The organism is Methanosarcina vacuolata Z-761 (assembly GCF_000969905.1).
Lineage (GTDB): Archaea > Halobacteriota > Methanosarcinia > Methanosarcinales > Methanosarcinaceae > Methanosarcina > Methanosarcina vacuolata.
In genome coordinates, this window is sequence record NZ_CP009520.1 from 2,480,780 (window position 1) to 2,501,401 (window position 20,622).

Sequence of the window (20,622 nt, forward strand, 5' to 3'; positions counted from 1 at the left end):
GAAACAAAAGCGGAATTGCAATAACATTAGGGCAGATGGGAAGGGTACTCGAAGAAAAAGGAGAGTATGAACTTGCCCTAAAGGATTACTATACTGCGCTTGAAATATTCGAAGAACTCAAATCTCCGAACAGGGAACTTGTTCGAAAATGGATTGCAGGATTAGAGGGAAAAAGAGAGAAGAGGAGTTTAAAAACCATAATTGGAAAAATTTGGGGTAAAAGATGACTATTGAACTTATTAAATGCCCTCATTGCGGGTACAAATATAAGACTGATGTAGAAAAAGTTGTTAAAGATGGAGAAACAGTTGTAGTGCTCGTGGGGTTTTCTGATACAAAGGATAAACTCAGGAGAAAAACTGCTAAAAGCTTATTTATAGATCTCACTTGCCCCAATTGCAAGAAAGAATTTGAATATGAAGTGAAAACATGAATAGTGAGGATTCCGGAGGAAAAGGTGCTGAAGAGGAAGCTCCTGTAAGGGAAGCGGAACCGAACCCTTTCTGGAAGCAGAATGCCGAAAAACTTGTTGGGGAATCCATTTCCAGCGTGGAAGACACTGCAAAACAGTTTGTTATCATTACAGGGCTGCTAGAAGGGATTTATTTCCATGCCATAACGTTTTCGGATGTAAAGAGCATGGAAGGAGTTTCAGTCCTGATATACGCGGCTCCGCTTATTTTGTGGCTCATAAGCCTTATTTTTGCGGTGATGGTGCTGGTCAGGAAAAAATATGGTATAAACATAAATTCAAGCCGGGATTCTAAGGAAAAATTTGAGAAGATCCTGGAAGGGAAATCTCAGCTTATACGGATATCCGGTTTGTTTTTGATCCTCAGCTTTGTGGCACTTACTATTGTTCTCCTGGATTACCTGGGGATTATTTCGTACCACACATTTTGAGATCTGGCAGAATTCTTCAGTGTAATTGTTCCAGAAATAATTATTTCTTCTTTTAGGTTTGCGTCTTCTTAGTCTTTTTTCTCAGTCTTTTTTTCGGAAAAGCCGGTCGCTTGCGACCGGTGAGATTCCGGGGTTAAGAAAAAGCAATGACCTGATGGCCCGCGAAAAGTAAATTCAGCAATTCTCAATTGTTTTTCCTGTTATGAGTAATTTCACAGCTTCCATTTCCTCTGACTGTGCGGTCCCTGACAAGCTTTTCTCCTGGGACAAGATTCAGTTTTTCCGGCATCCTGGCGGATCTTTTATTCTTCATCCATTTTACAGGCCCTGAGGAAATTTTCGGCTTTTTCGGAAAAATGGAGGTCCATCTTCTTCGCCTGCCAGGATTAACTTTTCAACATATATCGCTGGCTTTTCAAATAAGCTCCAAGTCACAACAATTCTGAAAACTGAAAAAGATTTTATCCTATAAATCCAGAATACGGAATGAATATTATTTCACAAATATTATAATATTGAAGGGGGAGTAAAATGAGTAATATGAGTAAATCTGTAGAAGTTCCGTATATTGCATCAAATCTCGAGAGATGTATGTGTTCGCAGTGTCCTGTGCAATCTGAGAGTGCATGCGCATTGGAAAAAATGGGAAACTTCAAAAGTGAAGCGAAAAATTTAGGAGAAGGTAAATCTCCATCGCCGAAAAGTGTTCCTGGAGTCTATTGTTCGGCAGGTGAAGCTGCCTGTAAAGACTTAAATCCTAACAAAGACTGCATTTGTTATACCTGCGCTGTCTGGAAAGAGAACAATCTAGAGAATGCAAACGTAGTTAAGTATTACTGCAATAACGGGAGGGCCTGATTCCCTTATTTTATTTTTTTAGGATTTATGCAGCTGAACTGAAAAATCAATAGCTATTAAATCTTTTAACTATTTAAAACGCAAATTAAAACCATAGCGTTTACTGTAATTGATTTTAATGTGATTGATTTTAATGTGATTGATTTTAATGTGATTGATTTTAATGTGATTGATTTTAATGTGATTGATTTTAATGTGATTGATTTTAATGTGATTGATTTTAATGTGATTGATTTTAATGTGATTGATTTTACTGTAATTGATTTTACTGTAATTGATCTTGAACCCCGGTGCGTAATTTTTAACTGCATTAAATTCTTTAACTATTTATCTCGCTTATTTTTCGTACAGGATTTTTTCTACTGTGGCCACAAAATTTTCAAAGTTCTTCTGCCATTCCGTGTCATGTTCAAGCATTTCCAGGATAACTGTGCCTTTATCTTCCATTTCTGCGACTTTTGGCTCTATAGGAAGTCTGACAAGGATAGGGATGTTGAAATCTTTTGAAGCTTTTTCCACTCCTCCATTCCTGAACACTTCTATCGGCTTGCCGCAGTGAGGACAGACCAAACCATGCATGTTGTCGACAATGCCTATAACAGGAACATTGAGTTTTTTAGAAAATCCGATCGATTTACGGACGCTGACGAGAGCTACGTCCTGAGGAGTTGTTACAAGTATTGAACCGTCAATATTGGGGATCAACTGGGCCAGGCTCAAGGGTTCATCACCTGTGCCCGGAGGCAGATCTATAATCAGAAAGTCAAGTTCTCCCCATACGACGTCTTCCAGTAACTTTTCGATAATCCCCATTTTTAATGGTCCTCTCCATATGATGGGAGAGTCTTTATCTTCGAGTAGAAAGCCTATAGACATCAACGAAAGATTGGGAAGGACCTCAACTGGCATTATGCCTTCTTCGCTAACTTCTGGCTTCATAGATTCCATGCCGAAAATCGTGGGAATGGTCGGGCCGTGAATATCGCAATCCAGAAGTCCCACTCTATATCCATGCAGAGCCAGTCCGATAGCCAGGTTTGCTGCAACTGTGCTTTTCCCAACTCCGCCTTTTCCACTCATAATCAGGATTTTACGCTTGATGCGTCTGAGGTTGACTATCATTTGGGGTTCAGTGGACTTTTTTGATAAGCTTACCAGTGGTTGAACCGGATCTGTCATTTTGATCTCCTGTTTAAATTTCCCCTTTTCCCGTTAGTTATCTCTTTAAAGGAAAGCATCTTCACTAATAAAGGAAAGCATCTTCACTAATAAAGGAAAGCGTCTTCACTAATAAAGGAAAGCATCCTCACTAATAAAGGAAAGCATCCTCACTAATTAGTTGAAAGAAATTTCATGCAAACTCTCATGCCAACTTTCATGGCAAATAGTTACAATAAATGATATATTTCCAGTTTTGTATTGCATTAGTCAACATTTCTTATTGTTTTTCAGGTTTGGCGATATTATAAATTTTAAGATAGCATTTAAATTTAATAAATGATATATTTTTTTAAACTAAAGAAGATACTCAAGCTTGTGAGTGGTCGTAACAATATAGTAAAGTTAGGCCATCAAATAGAGGAGCTTGAGGGGGGATTATGGCAATAGACCTGGAGCTATTTCCGTCAACAAATCCGAATCCTGTACTCAGTGTGACAAATGATTGCACTGTCCTTTACTCAAATAAAGCTGGTGAGACCTTATTACATGAATGGGGTGTGGCAGTAGGAGAGAAACTGCCGTCCTATATCGAAGGTGTCGTAAAGAATGTAGTTTCCCTAAATAAACCTGAAAAAATAAAAGTTGAAACGGGAAAAGGAGTATATCTTGTCAGGTTTTACCCGATACCTGAAGAAAAACGCGTAAACATTTATGGATTCGATATAAGTGACTGGAGAGAATTTGAAGAAAAACTTCCGGAAAGTGAAGCTGGTGAAGTGGCAAACCTTGATCTGACTGATATTATTGATGTTCCAGCGATCCAGGCTCTCATGGATAATTTCTATAGGCTTGTTCACATTCCCGTGGGCCTGATCGACCTGAAGGGCAATATTATTGCGGGCGTCGCATGGCAGGATATCTGCACAAAATTTCATAGAATCAACCCCGAAACCTGCAAAAACTGTGTAGAAAGCGACATAAAGTTATCCGTTGGTGTTTCCCCTGGAGAGTTTAAGCTTTACAGGTGCAAGAACAATATGTGGGATGTAGCGACCCCAGTCATGGTAGGCGGTAAGCACGTTGCCAATATTTTCTCAGGGCAGTTCTTTTTTGAAGACGAAACTGTGGACTATGAACTTTTCAGATCCCAGGCTAGAAAATACGGTTTCAACGAGGAGGAATACATAGCAGCGTTTGAAAAAGTTCCACGGTTAAGTAAGGAATCTGTGAACAAAAAAATGGCATTCTTCGTGAAACTTGCCAGTATACTATCACAACTAAGCTACAGTAACTTCAAGCTTTCTCAGTCGCTTGCAAAAAGCGATATCCTTGTGGATAAGCTAGAGAAAAACAGGGAGGATTTCGATCGTGCTCAAACCGTGGGAAATATCGGAAGCTGGCGTCTGGATGTGCGCAAAAACAAACTAACCTGGTCTGATGAAAATCACCACATCTTCGGTGTCCAAAAAGGTATCCCTTTAACCTATGAAACTTTTCTTTCAAAAGTTCATCCGGATGACAGGGAATATGTTGATAGAAAATGGAAGATGGGATTAGAGGGCGAACCATACGACATCGAACACCGAATTGTCGTAGACGGGAAGATCAAATGGGTGCGTGAAAAAGCATATATTGAATTTGACAAAGACGGGATGGTGACCGGCGGCTTTGGTATAACGCAGGATATAACTGAGCGCAAAAAAGCAGAAGAAGCCCTTAAAAGAGCACATGATAGTTTAGAAGCAAAAGTTAAAGAACGTACATCAGAGCTTGAAAAGGCTTATGAATCACTGATGGAGGAAGAGAGAAGACTCTCTGAAGCCCAAAAATTATCCCATATTGGAAATTGGGATTGGAATCTTGCAACTGATGAAATGTACTGGTCTGATGAGATGTGCCTTATCTTTGGGTGCGCTCCCCAAAAGCTGTTTCATACATATCGTGAGCTCTTAAACTTTACACATCCCGAAGATCGAGGCTATGTGGATAATGCCATTAAAAGTGCTTTAGCTGGAAAGTCCTTTAGCATTGATCACAGGATTATCTCAGTTGATGGCGAAGAACGTATAGTCCACGCGCAGGGCAAAGTTGTTTTTGATAAGACAGAAAGTCCAATTCGACTGAGGGGAACAATTCAGGACATTACAGATCGCAAGAAAGCAGAGGAGAAGATCAGAATATTAGCGGATGCTGTGGAATCATCAAATGATGCTATTGTAACAGAGTATTTTGATGGTACTATTACAAGCTGGAATAAAACGGCAGAACATATTTACGGTTATTCTGCTGAAGAAATTCTGGGTGAAAATGTCTCAATACTGGAACCGGATAATCTAAAAGGGGAAATAAAAAAGATAATTGAAAAAGTAAAACATGGAGAAAAAGTCCATCATTACAGAACTTTACGGCTAAAAAAAGATGGCACAATGACAAATGTTTCAATAACTTATTCTCCCGTTTTTGACGCTTCTGGAAAGTTGATTGCTATCTCAGCTATTGCAAGAGATATTACTGAGCAAATCAATGCGGAAAGACTACTTGTAAAAGCTGAAGAAGCCAGAAAAAAAGAAATCCATCACAGAATTAAAAATAATCTGCAAGTGATCTCTTCTCTTCTTGACCTGCAGGCTGAAAAGTTCAGAAGCCGAAAATATGCTAAGGATGTGGAAGTTCTTAACGCTTTCAAAGAGAGTCAGGATAGAGTAATGTCAATCGCCCTTATCCACAAAGAGCTCCATGAAGGCAAAAGAACAGATACATTAAACTTCTCGGCATACCTTGAAAGGCTTGTTGAAAATCTGTTCCAGACTTATAGAGTTGGAAATATCAATACGAGCCTGAACGTCGAGCTGGAAGAAAACATTTTCTTTGATATGGATGTCGCTGTTCCACTTGGAATAATCATTAATGAACTTGTTTCAAATTCCCTGAAGTACGCATTTTTAGGCAGAGATAATGGGAAAATTCAAATCAAACTTCGCAAAGAAAACTCTGTAAAGCACGCAGATGAAAAGCAGGGAAGAACAAAAGAAAATTATAACGTCACTGATTTTACTTTAATAGTCTCGGATAACGGGACTGGTATTTCTGAGGAGTTTAATATAGAAGATTCCAGATCTCTTGGCTTACAGTTAGTGGAAGTCCTGGTAGACCAGTTAGGGGGCAAAATTGAACTCAAAAGAGGTTCTGGGACTGAATTTGTTATAAGGTTCAAGGTGCCAGTGCAAAATTGAAAAAAATAGTAAAATCGAATTCTCATACAATGATCAGTTGACGAGAATTCATATACTGTTTGTTCGCTATGCTATTGCATGTAAACATCAGAGGCAAGTAATATATAATTAACTTGGATTAAATTTCAATCGTATAGATATATCAGTTGAGATTGAATTTTTTAATGAGATTTATTATTTTAACCTCAAATAATCGAAGCAGTTAATTGCACGCCGACCATCAAAGTGTCAAAGAAAAAGTATTTTGTAGATCGGCAGCCCCGGATTTTTGTGGAGCCGATAGAATAGCGGCAATATCGTCAGCACTGCAACAAGGCTATATTATACAGGCATACACAACCTATCTGCCCTTCATCCGGACCACCTGCAAGAGAAGAAGGAATTACGGAGAATATCATGTCCGTTTGCTATATGTCTCCTTAGTTCTGGCTGTATTTAAGTTCTGGTTGTCGCTGATGCTTCCTTCTTAAACATACATGATATTCTTCGAATAAATGTGTCGTACTTGTAAACTGAACTTCGAGAGGAGATACACAAGATGTTATATCAGCATCAAAAGTTGCTGTCGGTTTTCGGGTTAGTCTACAAGGTTGCATAAATAGATATCATTATCATCCGCACTATCAACATAGTTCTTGTCTATTCCCCATACAACAATATTATCGTATATTTCTGGCGTCGTATAAACGTCTTCAGGATACTTATATACCAGTGTACTTTTTCCTGTTGATATGTTATACACATATACTCCAGGTTTGCCTTCATAATCATCAACGCATTTATTGTATACAATTTTCTCATCCTGTATGTCAATGTGCGTCCCTGTACTGGCACCGTATTCATTCCCAGATGGATCGGTGTCAAGTTGATGTGTGACGTCTACGGTTTTCTTTGTTGAGATATCATACATCGCAATATATCCCTGGTGATTATATACGTCAGCCCAGATGACTTTATTACCCCATATACGTGGTATATTTGGATCTCCAGATGAAGTGACAGTTATTTTTTTCTTCGTTTTGAGATCATACATTCTGATAGCCATATCCGCGTTTGGATCTTCCGAATAAGAATAATAAACCACTTTTGTATCGTAGATATCGGGATTACTACCGCTTCCGATTTTAGTCTGTTTGGATTTAGATATATCCCTCAGATACACACTTTCATTTGCACTCCAGACAACTCTGTTGCCGTAAATAGCAGGTTTGCTATATTGGTCTACATTCCGTGTGATATAACTTTTTGTGGCTGTTGGTATATCGTACACGGCAAGTCTTGGTCTTCCACTGCTTTCATCACGCCACACTAATTTGTTGTCATAAATATCAGGACATGATGCTCCAGAAGAGCTAACCGTAGTGTCTGTTTTGTTGGTCAGATCGTATAGATGAATAACAACTCCATTTGTCCATACTACCTTGTTACCATAAACAGCAGGATCGTATCCAGTACCAATTTTCGTAACTTGAGCCGCTGAAGCTGCAGCTGAGATTAAAATCAAAAAAACAAAAATCAGGAATACTGAAGCTAAAGCTATTGAACATAGCCTCCCCTTATTTTTCATTTATTTTCCCCCAAATAGCTTTATTTTCAAAGTTAATGTACAGTTTGTAATTAAGATCTTTTCAGGTTATGTAATAATATCTGAATCATCTATTACTAAAGTCACATTAATCCAAACCTGGATTATTTACCCAGCCAATTATGTGATAAATCAGTAAAGAGACTAAGTAGATATTATATAATTTTACGAATAAAAGATTATCTAATCTTTATTGCATCAATTTTTTTATGAACTAATATGAGTTCAGACCTGAAAACTTCAGACCTGAAAATTTCAGACCTTACTGTTTTAAGTTCTCAGTTCCATTGGAACATAAGGTTTAACAGCAACATGAGTTAATGAACTATTTATGGGGGATAGGGAAAAAAATGTAGGGTTTGCTGCGGCTTTGAACATACTCTTCACATTCATAGAACTGATTGGAGGATTCTTAACAAACAGCCTGGCACTGATAGCTGATGCATTGCATGATTTTGCGGACAGTTTTGCGTTAATAATAGCCTGGTACGCGGAAATAAAAGCAAAAAAACCTGCAACAAGTAAAATGACTTTTGGATATCGAAGGTTATCTCTCTTATCTGCAACGTTTACTATTATTGTACTTGTAGCCGGATCGTTGTTTGTACTTACTCAGGCCGTCCCGCGTCTGATCAGTCCGGAACCTGTAAACGCCGAAGGAATGGTTTTAATTGCAGTCATTGGAATTACCATAAATGGCCTGGGATATTTTCGATTAAAGAAAGGGATAAGCCAGAGTGAGAAAGTATTATCCTGGCATCTTCTGGAAGACATTTTGGGATGGATAGTCCTGCTTATCGGGTCGATAATTATACGGTTCTGGGACAAACCAGTTATTGATCCTATAATGACAATCGGATTCACTGTTTTTGTATTATGGGGAGTTTCTAAAAACGCAAAAGAAATATTTAACCTTCTTCTAGAAGGAGTCCCGGAGTATATCGACATTGATGAGATTAAGAAATCTATCTTATCGGTTGAAGGAGTGAAGATGGTTCATGATCTCCATATATGGTCTCTGGAAGGAGAAACCGTTCTTTTAACAGCTCATGTAGTTGTGGAAGACAAATATTTACAAACACCGGATAAAATGAGGCAATCTATTAAAAGCAATTTAGAGGGACATCACATAGAGCATTCAACCCTTGAACTTGAAGGTGAAGGACTTTGTTCTGCAACAGAATGTCTTTTTGAATCGAAGAAATAATGCACAAAGGATGGTAGCAAAAAGGAATGAAATTACATAGAAGATCTAACAAATTTTTAAAAATTTAAACGAATTGTCAAGCTCAATTAGACCAAAAAGAAGGAAAATATTCAGTATCAATTAGGGAATGCTGTCAAACTAAGTTCTAAACCAAAAAACGATATCATTCAATTTTCACCAGGCGCTATCATGAGCCATAATTACTTGAATATGTTCCAAAAACTTTAGCATGGAAAATATTAGTTTTTGTAAAAATACTGCCGAATGTGGGTATTATTAAAAAATAAGGAATTTTGAGGAATCTAGCAAATCATCAATCAATTCGTGAGTTTACTATATTCCTCAATTAATTCATGAGTTTACTATATTCCTCAATTAATTCGTGAGTTTACTATATTCCTCAATTAATTCATGAGTTTACTATATTCCTCAATTAATTCGTGAGTTTACTATATTCCTCAATTAATTCGTGAGTTTACTATATTTCCTCAATTAATTCGTGAGTTTACTGTGTTTATTTACTGGACTTTAATATATCCGGAAATAGTTTTAGTGCTACTGCCTTTAGCATTCTTTACTGTTAAGCTTACAGTATATTTTCCGGCTTTACTGTATTTATGCGCAGGGTTCTTGGATGTTGAAGTTTTTCCATCTCCAAAGCTCCATTTCCATGAAGTTGGACTATTGGCGCTCTTGTCAGTAAACTGCACATTTAGCGGGGCTTTTCCGGAGGTCGGTTTTGCAGAAAAAGCAGCAACCGGCGCTTTCAGCGCGTTTACAACAATATAGTTCTTTATTGTTTTCGTACTGCTTCCTGCAGCATTCTTAACTGTTAAGCTGACAGTATATTTTCCTGCTTTACTGTAGGTATATGCAGGATTCTTGGATGTTGAAGTTTTTCCATCTCCAAAACTCCATTTCCAAGAAGTCGGACTATTGGTACTTTTGTCAGTGAATTTTACTTTCAGTGGTGCATATCCTGAAGTTGGGGATGCAGAGAATGCAGCAACAGGTTTTACAGGAGCTGTTTTTACGGTTATATAATTCTTTATTGTTTTTGTGTTTGTTCCAGCTGCGTTCTTTACTGTTAAACTGACGGTATATTTTCCGGCTTTAGTGTACGTATGTGCAGGATTCTTGGATGTTGAAGTTTTTCCATCTCCAAAGCTCCATTTCCATGCAGTTGGTGACCCGGTGCTCTTGTCAGTAAACTGTACCTTCAGTGGAAGGTTTCCTGAAGTTGGGGATGCAGAAAAAGCAGCTACAGGGAGGTCTGAACCGAGAGTAGCCATGTAGATGTCGCCTTGCGGATACCATTTTGTATACACAATCCTATCACCATATATAGCTGGATCTACCTGATACGGATTGTTATCATGATCTTCCAAGTCCTCGAAGGTTATCATGGTTTCCTTATTAGTCGAGAGATCATACATGTAAATATCCGTGTTTCCACTTACATCGTTACGGTTATCCTCATACACAATCCTGTTACCATAAATGTCTGGCTTGTATGAAATCCCATCAGAAATTCGAGTTTCCTTGTGAGTGGAGAGATCGTATACGTAGATTGCCGAGGGATAGTCATAAAGGGTATCCCACACTATTTTGTTACCATAGATCCTAGGATCATCTGCTGTTCCACTAGTGGAAACTTGATTTTCTTTTTGAGTGGAAAGGTCGTAAATGAAGATATCGTTGTTTCCATCACGTTCGTCCTTCCACACTACTATGTTTCCATAGATATCAGGTTTGTATGCTGTTCCACTGGTAGTGATCTGAGTTTCTTTATTAGTAGATAGATCATACATGTAGATATTCGAATTTCCATTACGTTTGTCCTGCCAAACTATCCTATTATCATAAATTGCAGGATCATATGCTTGGCTGCTTTTTGTAATCCGAGTTTGTTTTTTTGTAGAGAGGTCTTCCATATAAATGTCATGACCTCCGTTGCGCCCATCCTCCCATACTACCAGATTTCCATAAATAGCAGGAGTTATCTGATCTGTTGCATTGGTAGTGTGAATTTCTTTTTTAGTTGAGAGATCAAATATGTATATGTCCCAGTTTCCATTGCGGTTATCCTGCCACACTATCTTGTCACCGTAGATATCTGGATTGGCTGCCGTTTCATGAGTAGTAATTCTAGTCTTAGGGATATTTGGTGCTGCAGCTTGTATAGATTCTCTAGCCGTCGCATTTCCTTCTGTAGCTACATCCTCGGACAGAACCTGGTCATCTGGTGTATTCCCTGTTTCACTTGTGATTTCTGGTGGAGTAATGTTATGATGATCTGGTTCAGTTTGTGCTGATGCCGTAGATGAAACCAGAACTAAAAATAAAATCATAATTATTGATTCTAAGGCTACTGACTGTAATTTTTTGTTAATTTTCATTGTCCTACTCCTTTTCTTTTATATGTTTTCATAATTAGCCCCAAAACTCGAAATTACTTCTTTAGATCTCTTGTAAATAATTAATCGAGGTTTTGGATTTTTGACTTCAATCTTTAATTTTGCACACGACTGAATTCCAAACTTTACAACTTTTAACCATCAATATAAGTTGTATGACCAAAGTCCCTAACAATTAACACTTTAATAAACTTAATTAAATATTAATTGCCAAATTTAAGCAGTGTGAAAATCATACTTTGAGGTTGTAATATCAGCAGCAATACCTAAATTAAATCAAGTTTTGGGATGCTCCCTCATATAAAAAATGTTAATATTTTTAAGTTGTTTATATTCTTAAACTTTTTTATTAAAATCCTAAATTTGTAAAAATAAGGAAATTGTAAAAAATTCTAGAAAGGTTTGTCAAGTAATAATGATAGAAGAGAGGCAAATCTGCAAAGAAATATCTGGCTGCATTGGCGCAAAGAAATGACGGAGGGTTTTAAAAATCATAATAAGATAAAAATAAATTAATAAACTGGATTATGAGAGTCAGTTACTGAAAATTGTAAAAAAAGTAATTCTCGAGTCTGATTTAAAAGAGTACTTTTGCTTTTTTATTCAGACTTGCCCGCTAACTCTCACTATCCTTTAGCCTTTACCTTTTCACTTTATTCAATTTAGGGCATTCATTATTTGCTTACTACAATATATCCGGAAATAGTTTTAGTGTTACTGCCTTTAGCATTCTTTACTGTTAAGCTGACAGTATATTTTCCTGCTTTACTGTATTTATGCGCAGGGTTTTTGGCTGTTGAATAAGTTCCGTCTCCAAAGCTCCATTTCCATGAAGTTGGACTATTGCTGCTTTTGTCAGTAAACTGCACCTTCAATGGTGCTTTTCCTGACCTTGGAGAAGCAGAAAAAGCGGCAACCGGAGCTTTCAGCGCGTTTACAACAATATAGTTCTTTATTGTTTTCGTACTGCTTCCTGCAGCATTCTTTACTGTTAAACTGACAGTATATTTTCCTGCTTTACTGTAGGTATATGTAGGACTCTTCGATGTTGAAGTTTTTCCATCTCCAAAATTCCATTTCCATGAAGTTGGACTATTGGCACTTTTGTCAGTGAATTTTACTTTCAGTGGTGCATATCCTGAAGTTGGGGATGCAGAGAATGCAGCAACAGGTTTTACAGGAGCTGTTTTTACAGTTATATAGTTCTTTATTGTTTTTGTGTTTGTTCCAGCTGCATTCTTTACTGTTAGACTGACAGTGTATTTTCCGGCTTTAGCGTACGTGTGTGCAGGATTCCTGGATGTTGAAGTTTTTCCATCTCCAAAGTTCCATTTCCATGAGGTTGGAGAACCTGTGCTCTTATCAGAAAACTGAACCTTAAGGGGCAAATTTCCAGAAGTTGGAGATGCAGAAAAAGCAGCTACAGGGAGGTCTGAACCGAGAGTAGCCATGTAGATGTCGCCGGTTACATAACGGTCACTATATTGCCATACTATATTATTACCGTAAATAGCAGGATAGTATGCCGATTCTTTGGCGCTAATTTTCATTTCCTGTTTAGTGGAAATATCATACATGTAGATACCATGATTTGTATTACCATCATCTCCACTATCATCCTCCCACACTATCTTATTGCCATAGATAACAGGACACGCCTGAACACCTGAAATGTTAGTTATCTGAGTTTCTTTTTTAGTAGAAAGATCATACATGTAGATATCATCATACATGTTATCCGACCAATTGAAATCTGCACTATAAACTATCTTGCCGTCGTAAATTTCAGGCACACCAATCTGGCCTTTACCCCAGTAGGCTTTAGCGATTTGAGTTCGGGTTTTTGTGGAAAGGTCATACATGTAGATATAGTAGTTTCCACCGTTGAATGCGTCAAAGTCTAACCACACTATCTTATCACCATAAATGGAAGGACCGTGTGCTGAGCTTTCCGTTGGTATTTGAGTTTCCTTTTTTGTGGAAAGATCATACATGTAGAGGTCATACCAACTTTCCCTCTCATTAAAAGCCTGCTTGACATACACTATCTTGTTTCCATAGATGTCAGGCGTCGATGCTGCACCGCTTGTAGGAATCCGAGTTTGTTTTTTTGTAGAGAGGTCTTCCATATAAATGTCATGACCTCCGTTGCGCCCATCCTCCCAAACTACCAGATTTCCATAAATAGCAGGAGTTATCTGATCTGTTGTATTGGTAGTGTGAATTTCTTTTTTAGTTGAGAGATCAAATATATATATATCCCAGTTTCCATTGCGGTTATCCTGCCACACTATATTGTTTCCATAGATATCTGGATTGGATGCCGTTCCATGGTCGGTTATCCGAGTTTCAGTGATTGCAGACGATGAAGCTGCTGATGCCGTAGATGGAATCAGAATTAAAAATAAAATCAGAACTGTTAATACTGAGGTTACTGAATATAATTTTTTGTTAATTTTCATTATCCTACTCCTTTTTTTTATAGATTTACCATATAAAAATGTTAATATTTTTAAGTTGTTTATATTCTTAAACTTTTTTATTAAAACCCTAAATTTGTAAAAATCAGGCAAGTGTAAAAAATTCTAGAAAGGTTTGTCATGGAATAAGTATAGAAGAGAGGCAAATATGCAAAGAAATATCTGGCTGCACTGGTGCAAAGAAGTAGGAGGAGAATTTTGAAAATCTTAAACAAGCTGAAAATAAATTAATAAACTGGATTATGAGAGTTAGTTACTGAAAATTGTAAAAAAAGGTAATTCTCAAGTCTGACTAAAAGAATACTTTTGCTTTTTTAGTAAGACTTGCTCGATGACTCTCACTGTCCTTTATCCTTTACTTTTTTACTGTTTTTAATTTAGGGAATTCATTATTTACTGAACTTTAATATATCCAGAAATAGTTTTAGTATTACTGCCTTTAGCATTCTTTACTGTCAAACTAACGGTATACTTCCCTACATTTGAATAGTTATAAGCTGGACTTTTGGCTGTTGAGTTTGTCTCGTCTCCAAAAATCCATTACCATGAAGTTGGTAAACCTGTACTTCTGTCATAAAACTGTACCTTAAGTGGGGCTTTTCATGGATTTGGAGATTCCAAAAAAGCAGCAACAGAAAATATCGGGCCTTCGATTATCTTGTTTCCGCTGATTTCGGGGTTTTGAACATTTTTGACTGTGACTCCGGAGGATGAATTTGAGGTATTCACATTTTTTAAGATATTATTTTGTATTTTCACAGCACCATTTTTCAAGGAATTCCCATCGATATATATTCCTTCCCGGCCCAGGTTTTCAAAAGTGTTTTTAGAAATATCTGAGTTTACCCCGTTTATTAGAAACTTCTGATACACTCCCTGATGAGATAGATTGCTAAAAGTGTTCTCATTTATTACTATATCCTTGAAACCTCCGTAAAATGGGAAAATAATTCCACGCATCCCACTGTTTTGAATATTATTCCTTATTATAAGCGTCTCATCCGTTCCATTTCCTCCTTCATACATATTACCCAACATATCATTAAATGTGTTATTTTCGTAAACGTGTACTCCGTTACCTACAGCGCCACGTGCAAATATCCCTCCATATCCGCCAAAAACTTCATTGTTAGAGAAAGTAGACTGTTGTGTGCCATCTGAAAATGCAAAATAGAATGGAAGCTCTTGCGGTGACCGGTATTCCAGAAATGTACAATAGTACAGGGTTTCAGATGTTATTTGCGGGTATATCTTGTTTCTAGTTACTACAAAATTAATAGTATCAGCGTGAGCATCAACAACATTAGAGCCGGTGATACTTGCTCCTATTAGAGTATTGTTGGCAATAAAGACATCTCGACTTAAAGACTTGAGTTCAGCTGAATTTCCTGTTATAGCATGCCTGCAATTCTCTATGTGATTCTGTTCTATATTGACAAAAGCCGTACCGCTAGCTACGTTTACACCGTACCCAGAATTAGGGAGAGTTGAATTGTAAATCTCATTATTATTAACACTCACATTAAAACAGGAGTACAGACAAATAGCACCGAAACCACATTCATTAAACCAGGAGTCAGTGACAGAACTATCCTTGCAATATTGCATAGCCAGTCCATGATGAGACATAGCCTCACCTGTATCCTCTAGCCTTATATTTTTTATATGTATTTGAACAGGTCTGTACACCTCGACATTTACAGTCTCGGATAATTTGTAGTCTCTAAGAAGTGGTTGATTTAAAGTAACAACATTTCCTGTTACACTTTTAACAGCATAAATTTCTCCTGTCATTTGATCAGGATAATTATCAGGATAATTTGAAGGGCACCAAGGAACATTTTTCCAGATTTTAATTAAGTCATTCTTGCTAACCTTGGAAGCATCAGTTAAGACCACTTGAGATGAGTCTTTCCTGGCATCAGTACTCAGGGTTCCGCTTGTGATCTGTGATCCACCGAAATAAATATCGTTATATTCTGTATTAGAAGTTTGAATGTGAAGAGTTACGTTTCCTTCTCCTATTATATTCAGGTTTTTATTTTTTTGATATATTCCTTTTGTGATATAATAGTCCCCTTTGCGGATAGTTATTGTATCCCCACTTTTTGAGTAATCCAGTGCCGCTTGAATACAGGCTGCGTCGTTTGCATAGTTAGGTGTATGAAAAAAACCTGGTTCAGCGGGTCCAGTTTCTTTGTCAATCACGCTATTTGCCGCCAAAGCTGCAGGGCTAATTAACACAAGACAAAAAAGAGTAAGGATAAATATTGTCGTAAAATCTTTAAAATTTTTCATTGAAGATTCCTCCTAAACCTGTTTAACTTATAACCTATTTGAAAAGTGTTATGATCACTGACTTTTACAACTAGTATATCGAGTTTCAAATATATATATATAATAAGGAAATAAACACAGTTTATGACGCAAATATTATTTTAAAGTCACATGGAATTTTGTAACACGGAAAATGCAGCCGGTCGCAGAGTGATTCTATCTGGATATTACAACCACGGAAAACACGGAAGAAACACGCCTTTACTACTGATTTCCGTGTCTTCCGTGCTTTCAGTGGTTTTCAAAAAATTCATTTCTGACATACTTTGGAATCGATGCACTAGCATATTCAGAACTGGAGTGTGCACTCAATATTAGAGGTCGGTTCTAACTTAATATGCCGGTGTTGGCCTTTCAGAAGACTCTAAGAGGATTTCAACAAGATAAGATTAAAAAATTTCGTATCCTCTTTACATTTCGACCCTCTCTCAAAAAAAGGTGATTTTTGCAACAACTAAACAAACTTATTGAATCAGATATGGGCACATGCTCAACAAAATCAATGATTTCAACTTGAATCCTAAAGCATTCAAAAAACTTGATAAATATTAGGGAAATCGGTGCAATTTGTTACTATTTCCCACTTAACCGAAGACGCATGAATTTTAGTTTACAGTTTTTAGTCTTCCTTCCTACCATATCCCCCGCCGCCTGGGGTTTCGATCACAAAAAGTTCTCCTGACTTCAGCTCAACTTCGGCCTGACCTCCAATGTCGAGAACACTACCGTCCCTGCGGACAATTGCGTTTCTTCCGCATTTTGCAGGCATTCCACCTTTGAGCCCGAAAGGCGGGAATTTCCTGTGGCTTGAAAGAATGGCAGCATTCATATCTTTCAGGAACCTGAGCTTTCGGACAACCCCGTTTCCACCTCTGAACTTGCCATCTCCACCGCTTCCTTCCCGGATGGAAAATTCCTCAAGCAAAATCGGAAACCTTGTTTCAAGTATTTCAGGGTCGGTAATTCTGGAATTGGTCATGTGCGTATGCACAGCATCAGTTCCTGAAAAGCCCGGACCTGCCCCGGAACCTCCACAAATGGTCTCATAGTACTGAAAATCATCATTCCCGAAGGTGAAATTATTCATTGTACCCTGGGAAGCCGCAAGCGTGCCAAGAGCTCCGAAAAGGGCATCAACAATGTACTGCGAGGTTTCAACGTTTCCTGCAACAACAGCAGCCGGCGGCTCGGGCCTTAGCAGGGAACCCTCAGGAATAATAATCTCAAGCGGCCTCAGGCAGCCTGCATTCAGGGGAATATCACTTTTTACAAGCGTCCTGAAGGCATAAAGTACAGCAGCTATGCAAACCGATGCGGGAGCATTGAAATTATTTGAGAGCTGTGGAGAAGTACCTGTAAAATCAATTATAGCACCCCTACGCCTGCGGTCAATTGTGACCTTCACTTTAATTGCATTCCCGTCGTCAAGTGGATACGTGAATTTCCCGTTTGCAAGCCTGTCAATAACTCTTCTGACCTCTTCCTCGGCATTATCCTGAACATGGCCCATGTAAGCTTCAACTGTTTCAAGGGAAAATTCTTCAACCATCCTGAGCAGTTCAGAAAGTCCCTTTTCATTTGCTGCGATCTGAGCGCGGATATCGGCAATATTCTGGTCAGGGTTTCTTGCAGGGTATTTTCCCGAGCCCAGCCAGGCCTTTAGCCTTTCTTCACAGAAATGGCTCTGTTTTACGATTTTCATGCCCTCGCTCAGCACCCCTTCTTCGGCAATGGTCCTGCTACCCGGAGGCATAGACCCTGGGCTGATCCCTCCGACATCGGCATGATGGCCTCTGGAAGCCAGGTAGAAAAGAATTTCTCTAGAGTTTCCAAACATCGGGGTAACAACCGTGAAATCAGGAAGATGGGTTCCTCCGTGGTAAGGGGAGTTGATCAAATATATGTCTCCTGCATTCATTTCCTGCAATTGCGTCCTGATAAGTGCTTTTACACACTCCCCCATTGAACCCAGATGTACAGGGATATGAGGGGCATTTGCTACCAGGTTTCCCTGACTGTCAAAAAGTGCACAGGAAAAATCCAGCCTCTCCTTTATGTTTACCGAATGGGCCGTGTTCTGCAGGGTAAAACCCATCTGCTCGGCAACTGACATGAATCTGTTATTAAAAATCTCAAGCATCACAGGATCAACATTAGTTCCAATGGCTGTATGGGTTGGAAGCGGAATTTCTCGTTTAAGGAAAAGGTGGTTGCGTTCAGTAATCGTGCCTTCCCAGCCGGGTTCGAGCACAATGGTTGTGTTTTTCTCTATGAGCACTGCCGGGCCACTCACATGGGTTCCGGGATTGAGTTCATCCCTCTGAAAAACCGGGGTATCATGAAACTCACCATTGCTGTACATCAGCACTGTAGCGACAGGAGAGAAAACAGGATTCTCTTCCCTTTCCAGCACAGGGTCCAGGACCCTCTCATTAATTCCGATGGTCTCTACGGAAACTGCTTCAACAACCATGGCTTTGCCATCCATTACAAACCCGAAGCGCTTCCTGTGGGCGTCCTCAAAATCCTTCCGTAGACCAGCCGTATCCGCAAAATCGATGACAAGCTGAGTATCCGAACCTGCATAACGCATATGCACCTTATAAAGTGCAGTAATTTTTGCTTCCTGCACGCCCTGTTCGAGCATGAGCAGGCGACCTTCATTCTCAAGCTCGGAAAACACTGTTTTCAAACTCTCTACCAGCGTGTCCGAGAGCTCGCTGCCTATATAGCGCTCTTTAATAAGCCTCTGGTCTGCAAGTCCCATGCCATATGCCGAAAGCACACCTGCATACGGATGAATGAAAATTCTTTTGATCCCAAGGCTGTCTGCAACCCTGCAGGCGTGCTGGGCAGCAGCTCCTCCGAAACAGCAGAGGGTATATTCTTTTATGTTGTATCCCCTCTGGACAGAGATTTTCTTGATAGCATTTGCCATATTCTCAACTGCAACCGAAAGGAAGCCTTCGGCTACCTGCTCGGGTGTCCGGATATTGCCGTCATTTTTGCCTTTGCTTGAAACCTTTTCTGCAAGTTCCTCGAATTTCCTGCGCACAAGCTCGGAGTCAAGGGGCTGGTCAGCATTGGGCCCAAAGATTCTGGGAAAAAACTCAGGCTGCAGTTTTCCAAGCATGACATTGCAGTCAGTGACCGTAAGCGGCCCACCTTTTCGATAACACGCCGGCCCAGGGTCCGAACCAGCAGAATCCGGGCCTACCCTGAACCTGCCTCCTTCGTAGTGAAGTATGGAACCTCCGCCTGCTGCAACCGTATGAATACGCATCATAGGCGAACGCAGGCGTACTCCTGCAATCTCGGTTTCAAGGCTTCGCTCGTATTCCCCGCTGTACTGGGCTACATCCGTAGATGTGCCACCCATATCGAAAGTGATTATTTTTCTTGCTCCTGCCATTTCCGAAGTTGCAACTGCTCCAACGATCCCGCCGGCAGGACCGGAAAGGATACAGTCCTTGCCCTGAAAAGTTTCCGCATCCGTAAGCCCTCCGCTGGACTGCATGAACATGAGCCTGGGACTTCTCTTAACTTCGTTCTCTTTTCCGTCCCCGCTATTTTTTTCTGTCCCATCTTCACTTTTCGCGCTATCATTTTCTTCCCTCTCCCCGTTTTCTTTTTCTCCTTTTCCTTCTTCCCCTTTTTCTTCTTCCAGGGATTCCTGTACCATATTAACGTACCTGCGGAGCACAGGAGAGAGATACGCATCCACTACGGTTGTTTCCCCTCTACTTATGAGTTTAATTAACGGGCTTGCCTGATGGGAGAGAGACACCTGCATAAAACCGATTTCTCTGGCAAGCTTGCCGAGTTTGAGTTCATGCTCAGGATACCTGTACGCATGCATAAGTACGATTGCAGCCGAACGAATCCCGGCTTTGAAAGCTGCTTCAAGAGCTTTTTTTGCGTTTTCGAGGTCAAGAGGCACAAGCTCTTTTCCGTCGGCTCCGACCCTTCCGGAAACCTCGATAACCCTTTCATAAAGCTGTTCCGGAAGTTCGATTTTCTGAGCAAAAATATCCGGGCGGTTCTGGTACCCGATTCTTAAAGCGTCCCCGAACCCCCTGTTTATAACAAGTACAGTCCGTTCCCCTTTCCGTTCAAGAAGAGCATTTGTGCCGACTGTTGTTCCCATTTTCACGGATTCTATAATTTCAGCAGGTAGAGGTGCGTTTCCGGGCAGCCCGAGAATCTGCCGAATTCCATGCATAGCTGCATCTTTATAATGACACGGATCGTCGGAAAGAAGCTTGTGAGTAATCAGTTTTCCATCAGGGCTGCGGGCTACGATATCAGTAAACGTGCCTCCGCGGTCTATCCAGAACTGCCATCCGGCTTTGGGGGACATGAAGAGAATAATGTAGAGGTGGTATTAATTGTTAATCGGGGTTTGAAGTTTGAGCTTGGTTTTCAAGAGGTATGGAACTTA

Annotated in this window: 14 protein-coding genes; 6 read left to right on the forward strand and 8 right to left on the reverse strand. The window is 39.4% G+C overall.

Annotated features, from left to right (window positions below; translation table 11 throughout):
- The first annotated feature begins 35 nt into the window (after positions 1–35).
- From MSVAZ_RS10310 to MSVAZ_RS10320, 3 genes are read left to right on the forward strand one after another with little or no spacing between them, the layout of a single operon-like run.
- Positions 36–227, forward strand: coding sequence for a tetratricopeptide repeat protein (locus MSVAZ_RS10310; protein ID WP_255352001.1), 192 nt, complete (start codon positions 36–38; stop codon positions 225–227).
- On the forward strand, positions 224–433 hold the full coding sequence (locus MSVAZ_RS10315; protein ID WP_048120744.1) for a hypothetical protein: 210 nt from the start codon (positions 224–226) through the stop codon (positions 431–433). The genes MSVAZ_RS10310 and MSVAZ_RS10315 overlap by 4 nt, the downstream gene beginning before the upstream one ends.
- The gene (locus MSVAZ_RS10320) at positions 430–903 is read left to right on the forward strand and encodes a hypothetical protein (protein ID WP_048120747.1); all 474 of its coding nucleotides are present in this window, start codon (positions 430–432) and stop codon (positions 901–903) included. Before MSVAZ_RS10315 ends, MSVAZ_RS10320 begins: the two co-directional genes overlap by 4 nt.
- 184 nt (positions 904–1,087) lie before the next feature.
- Here MSVAZ_RS10320 and MSVAZ_RS21570 read toward each other — a convergent pair whose 3' ends face one another.
- Positions 1,088–1,216, reverse strand: a complete 129-nt coding sequence (locus MSVAZ_RS21570) for a hypothetical protein (RefSeq protein WP_269746766.1) — start codon at positions 1,214–1,216, stop codon at positions 1,088–1,090.
- A 218-nt stretch (positions 1,217–1,434) separates the two neighbouring features.
- On the opposite strand from MSVAZ_RS21570, the gene MSVAZ_RS10325 reads away from it, so the two are divergent.
- A complete protein-coding gene (locus tag MSVAZ_RS10325; RefSeq protein WP_048120749.1) occupies positions 1,435–1,761 on the forward strand; it encodes a DUF2769 domain-containing protein in 327 nt (108 codons plus the stop codon).
- A gap of 336 nt (positions 1,762–2,097) precedes the next feature.
- Here the strand turns inward: MSVAZ_RS10325 and MSVAZ_RS10330 are convergent, their stop codons facing one another.
- Positions 2,098–2,940, reverse strand: a complete 843-nt coding sequence (locus MSVAZ_RS10330; protein WP_198146737.1) for an Mrp/NBP35 family ATP-binding protein — start codon at positions 2,938–2,940, stop codon at positions 2,098–2,100.
- A gap of 419 nt (positions 2,941–3,359) precedes the next feature.
- Here MSVAZ_RS10330 and MSVAZ_RS10335 point away from each other — a divergent pair, with 419 nt between their 5' ends.
- Positions 3,360–6,155, forward strand: a complete 2,796-nt coding sequence (locus tag MSVAZ_RS10335) for a PocR ligand-binding domain-containing protein (RefSeq protein ID WP_048120753.1) — start codon at positions 3,360–3,362, stop codon at positions 6,153–6,155.
- Positions 6,156–6,732: 577 nt separating this feature from the next.
- On the opposite strand, the gene MSVAZ_RS10340 is transcribed toward MSVAZ_RS10335, so the two are convergent.
- Entirely contained in the window at positions 6,733–7,722 is a 990-nt protein-coding gene (locus tag MSVAZ_RS10340) for a hypothetical protein (protein ID WP_048120755.1), read from the reverse strand.
- A 349-nt stretch (positions 7,723–8,071) separates the two neighbouring features.
- Between MSVAZ_RS10340 and MSVAZ_RS10345 the strand changes: the two genes are divergently transcribed.
- Positions 8,072–8,947: a cation diffusion facilitator family transporter gene (locus MSVAZ_RS10345; RefSeq protein ID WP_048120757.1), complete on the forward strand. Its 876-nt coding sequence runs from the start codon at positions 8,072–8,074 to the stop codon at positions 8,945–8,947.
- A 518-nt stretch (positions 8,948–9,465) separates the two neighbouring features.
- On the opposite strand, the gene MSVAZ_RS18870 is transcribed toward MSVAZ_RS10345, so the two are convergent.
- The 5 genes from MSVAZ_RS18870 to MSVAZ_RS10365 form a co-directional block, all read right to left on the reverse strand.
- Positions 9,466–11,346 (reverse strand): PKD domain-containing protein, encoded by a 1,881-nt coding sequence (locus MSVAZ_RS18870; RefSeq protein ID WP_052727946.1) that lies wholly within the window; start codon positions 11,344–11,346, stop codon positions 9,466–9,468.
- 692 nt (positions 11,347–12,038) lie between these two features.
- Positions 12,039–13,826 (reverse strand): PKD domain-containing protein, encoded by a 1,788-nt coding sequence (locus MSVAZ_RS18875; protein WP_052727947.1) that lies wholly within the window; start codon positions 13,824–13,826, stop codon positions 12,039–12,041.
- Between the two features lie 411 nt (positions 13,827–14,237).
- A complete protein-coding gene (locus tag MSVAZ_RS21255; protein WP_232316294.1) occupies positions 14,238–14,381 on the reverse strand; it encodes a PKD domain-containing protein in 144 nt (47 codons plus the stop codon).
- Between the two features lie 63 nt (positions 14,382–14,444).
- Positions 14,445–16,142, reverse strand: a complete 1,698-nt coding sequence (locus MSVAZ_RS10360; RefSeq protein ID WP_048120760.1) for a right-handed parallel beta-helix repeat-containing protein — start codon at positions 16,140–16,142, stop codon at positions 14,445–14,447.
- Between the two features lie 658 nt (positions 16,143–16,800).
- Positions 16,801–20,541, reverse strand: a complete 3,741-nt coding sequence (locus tag MSVAZ_RS10365; protein WP_048120762.1) for a hydantoinase B/oxoprolinase family protein — start codon at positions 20,539–20,541, stop codon at positions 16,801–16,803.
- Positions 20,542–20,622: the final 81 nt, after the last annotated feature.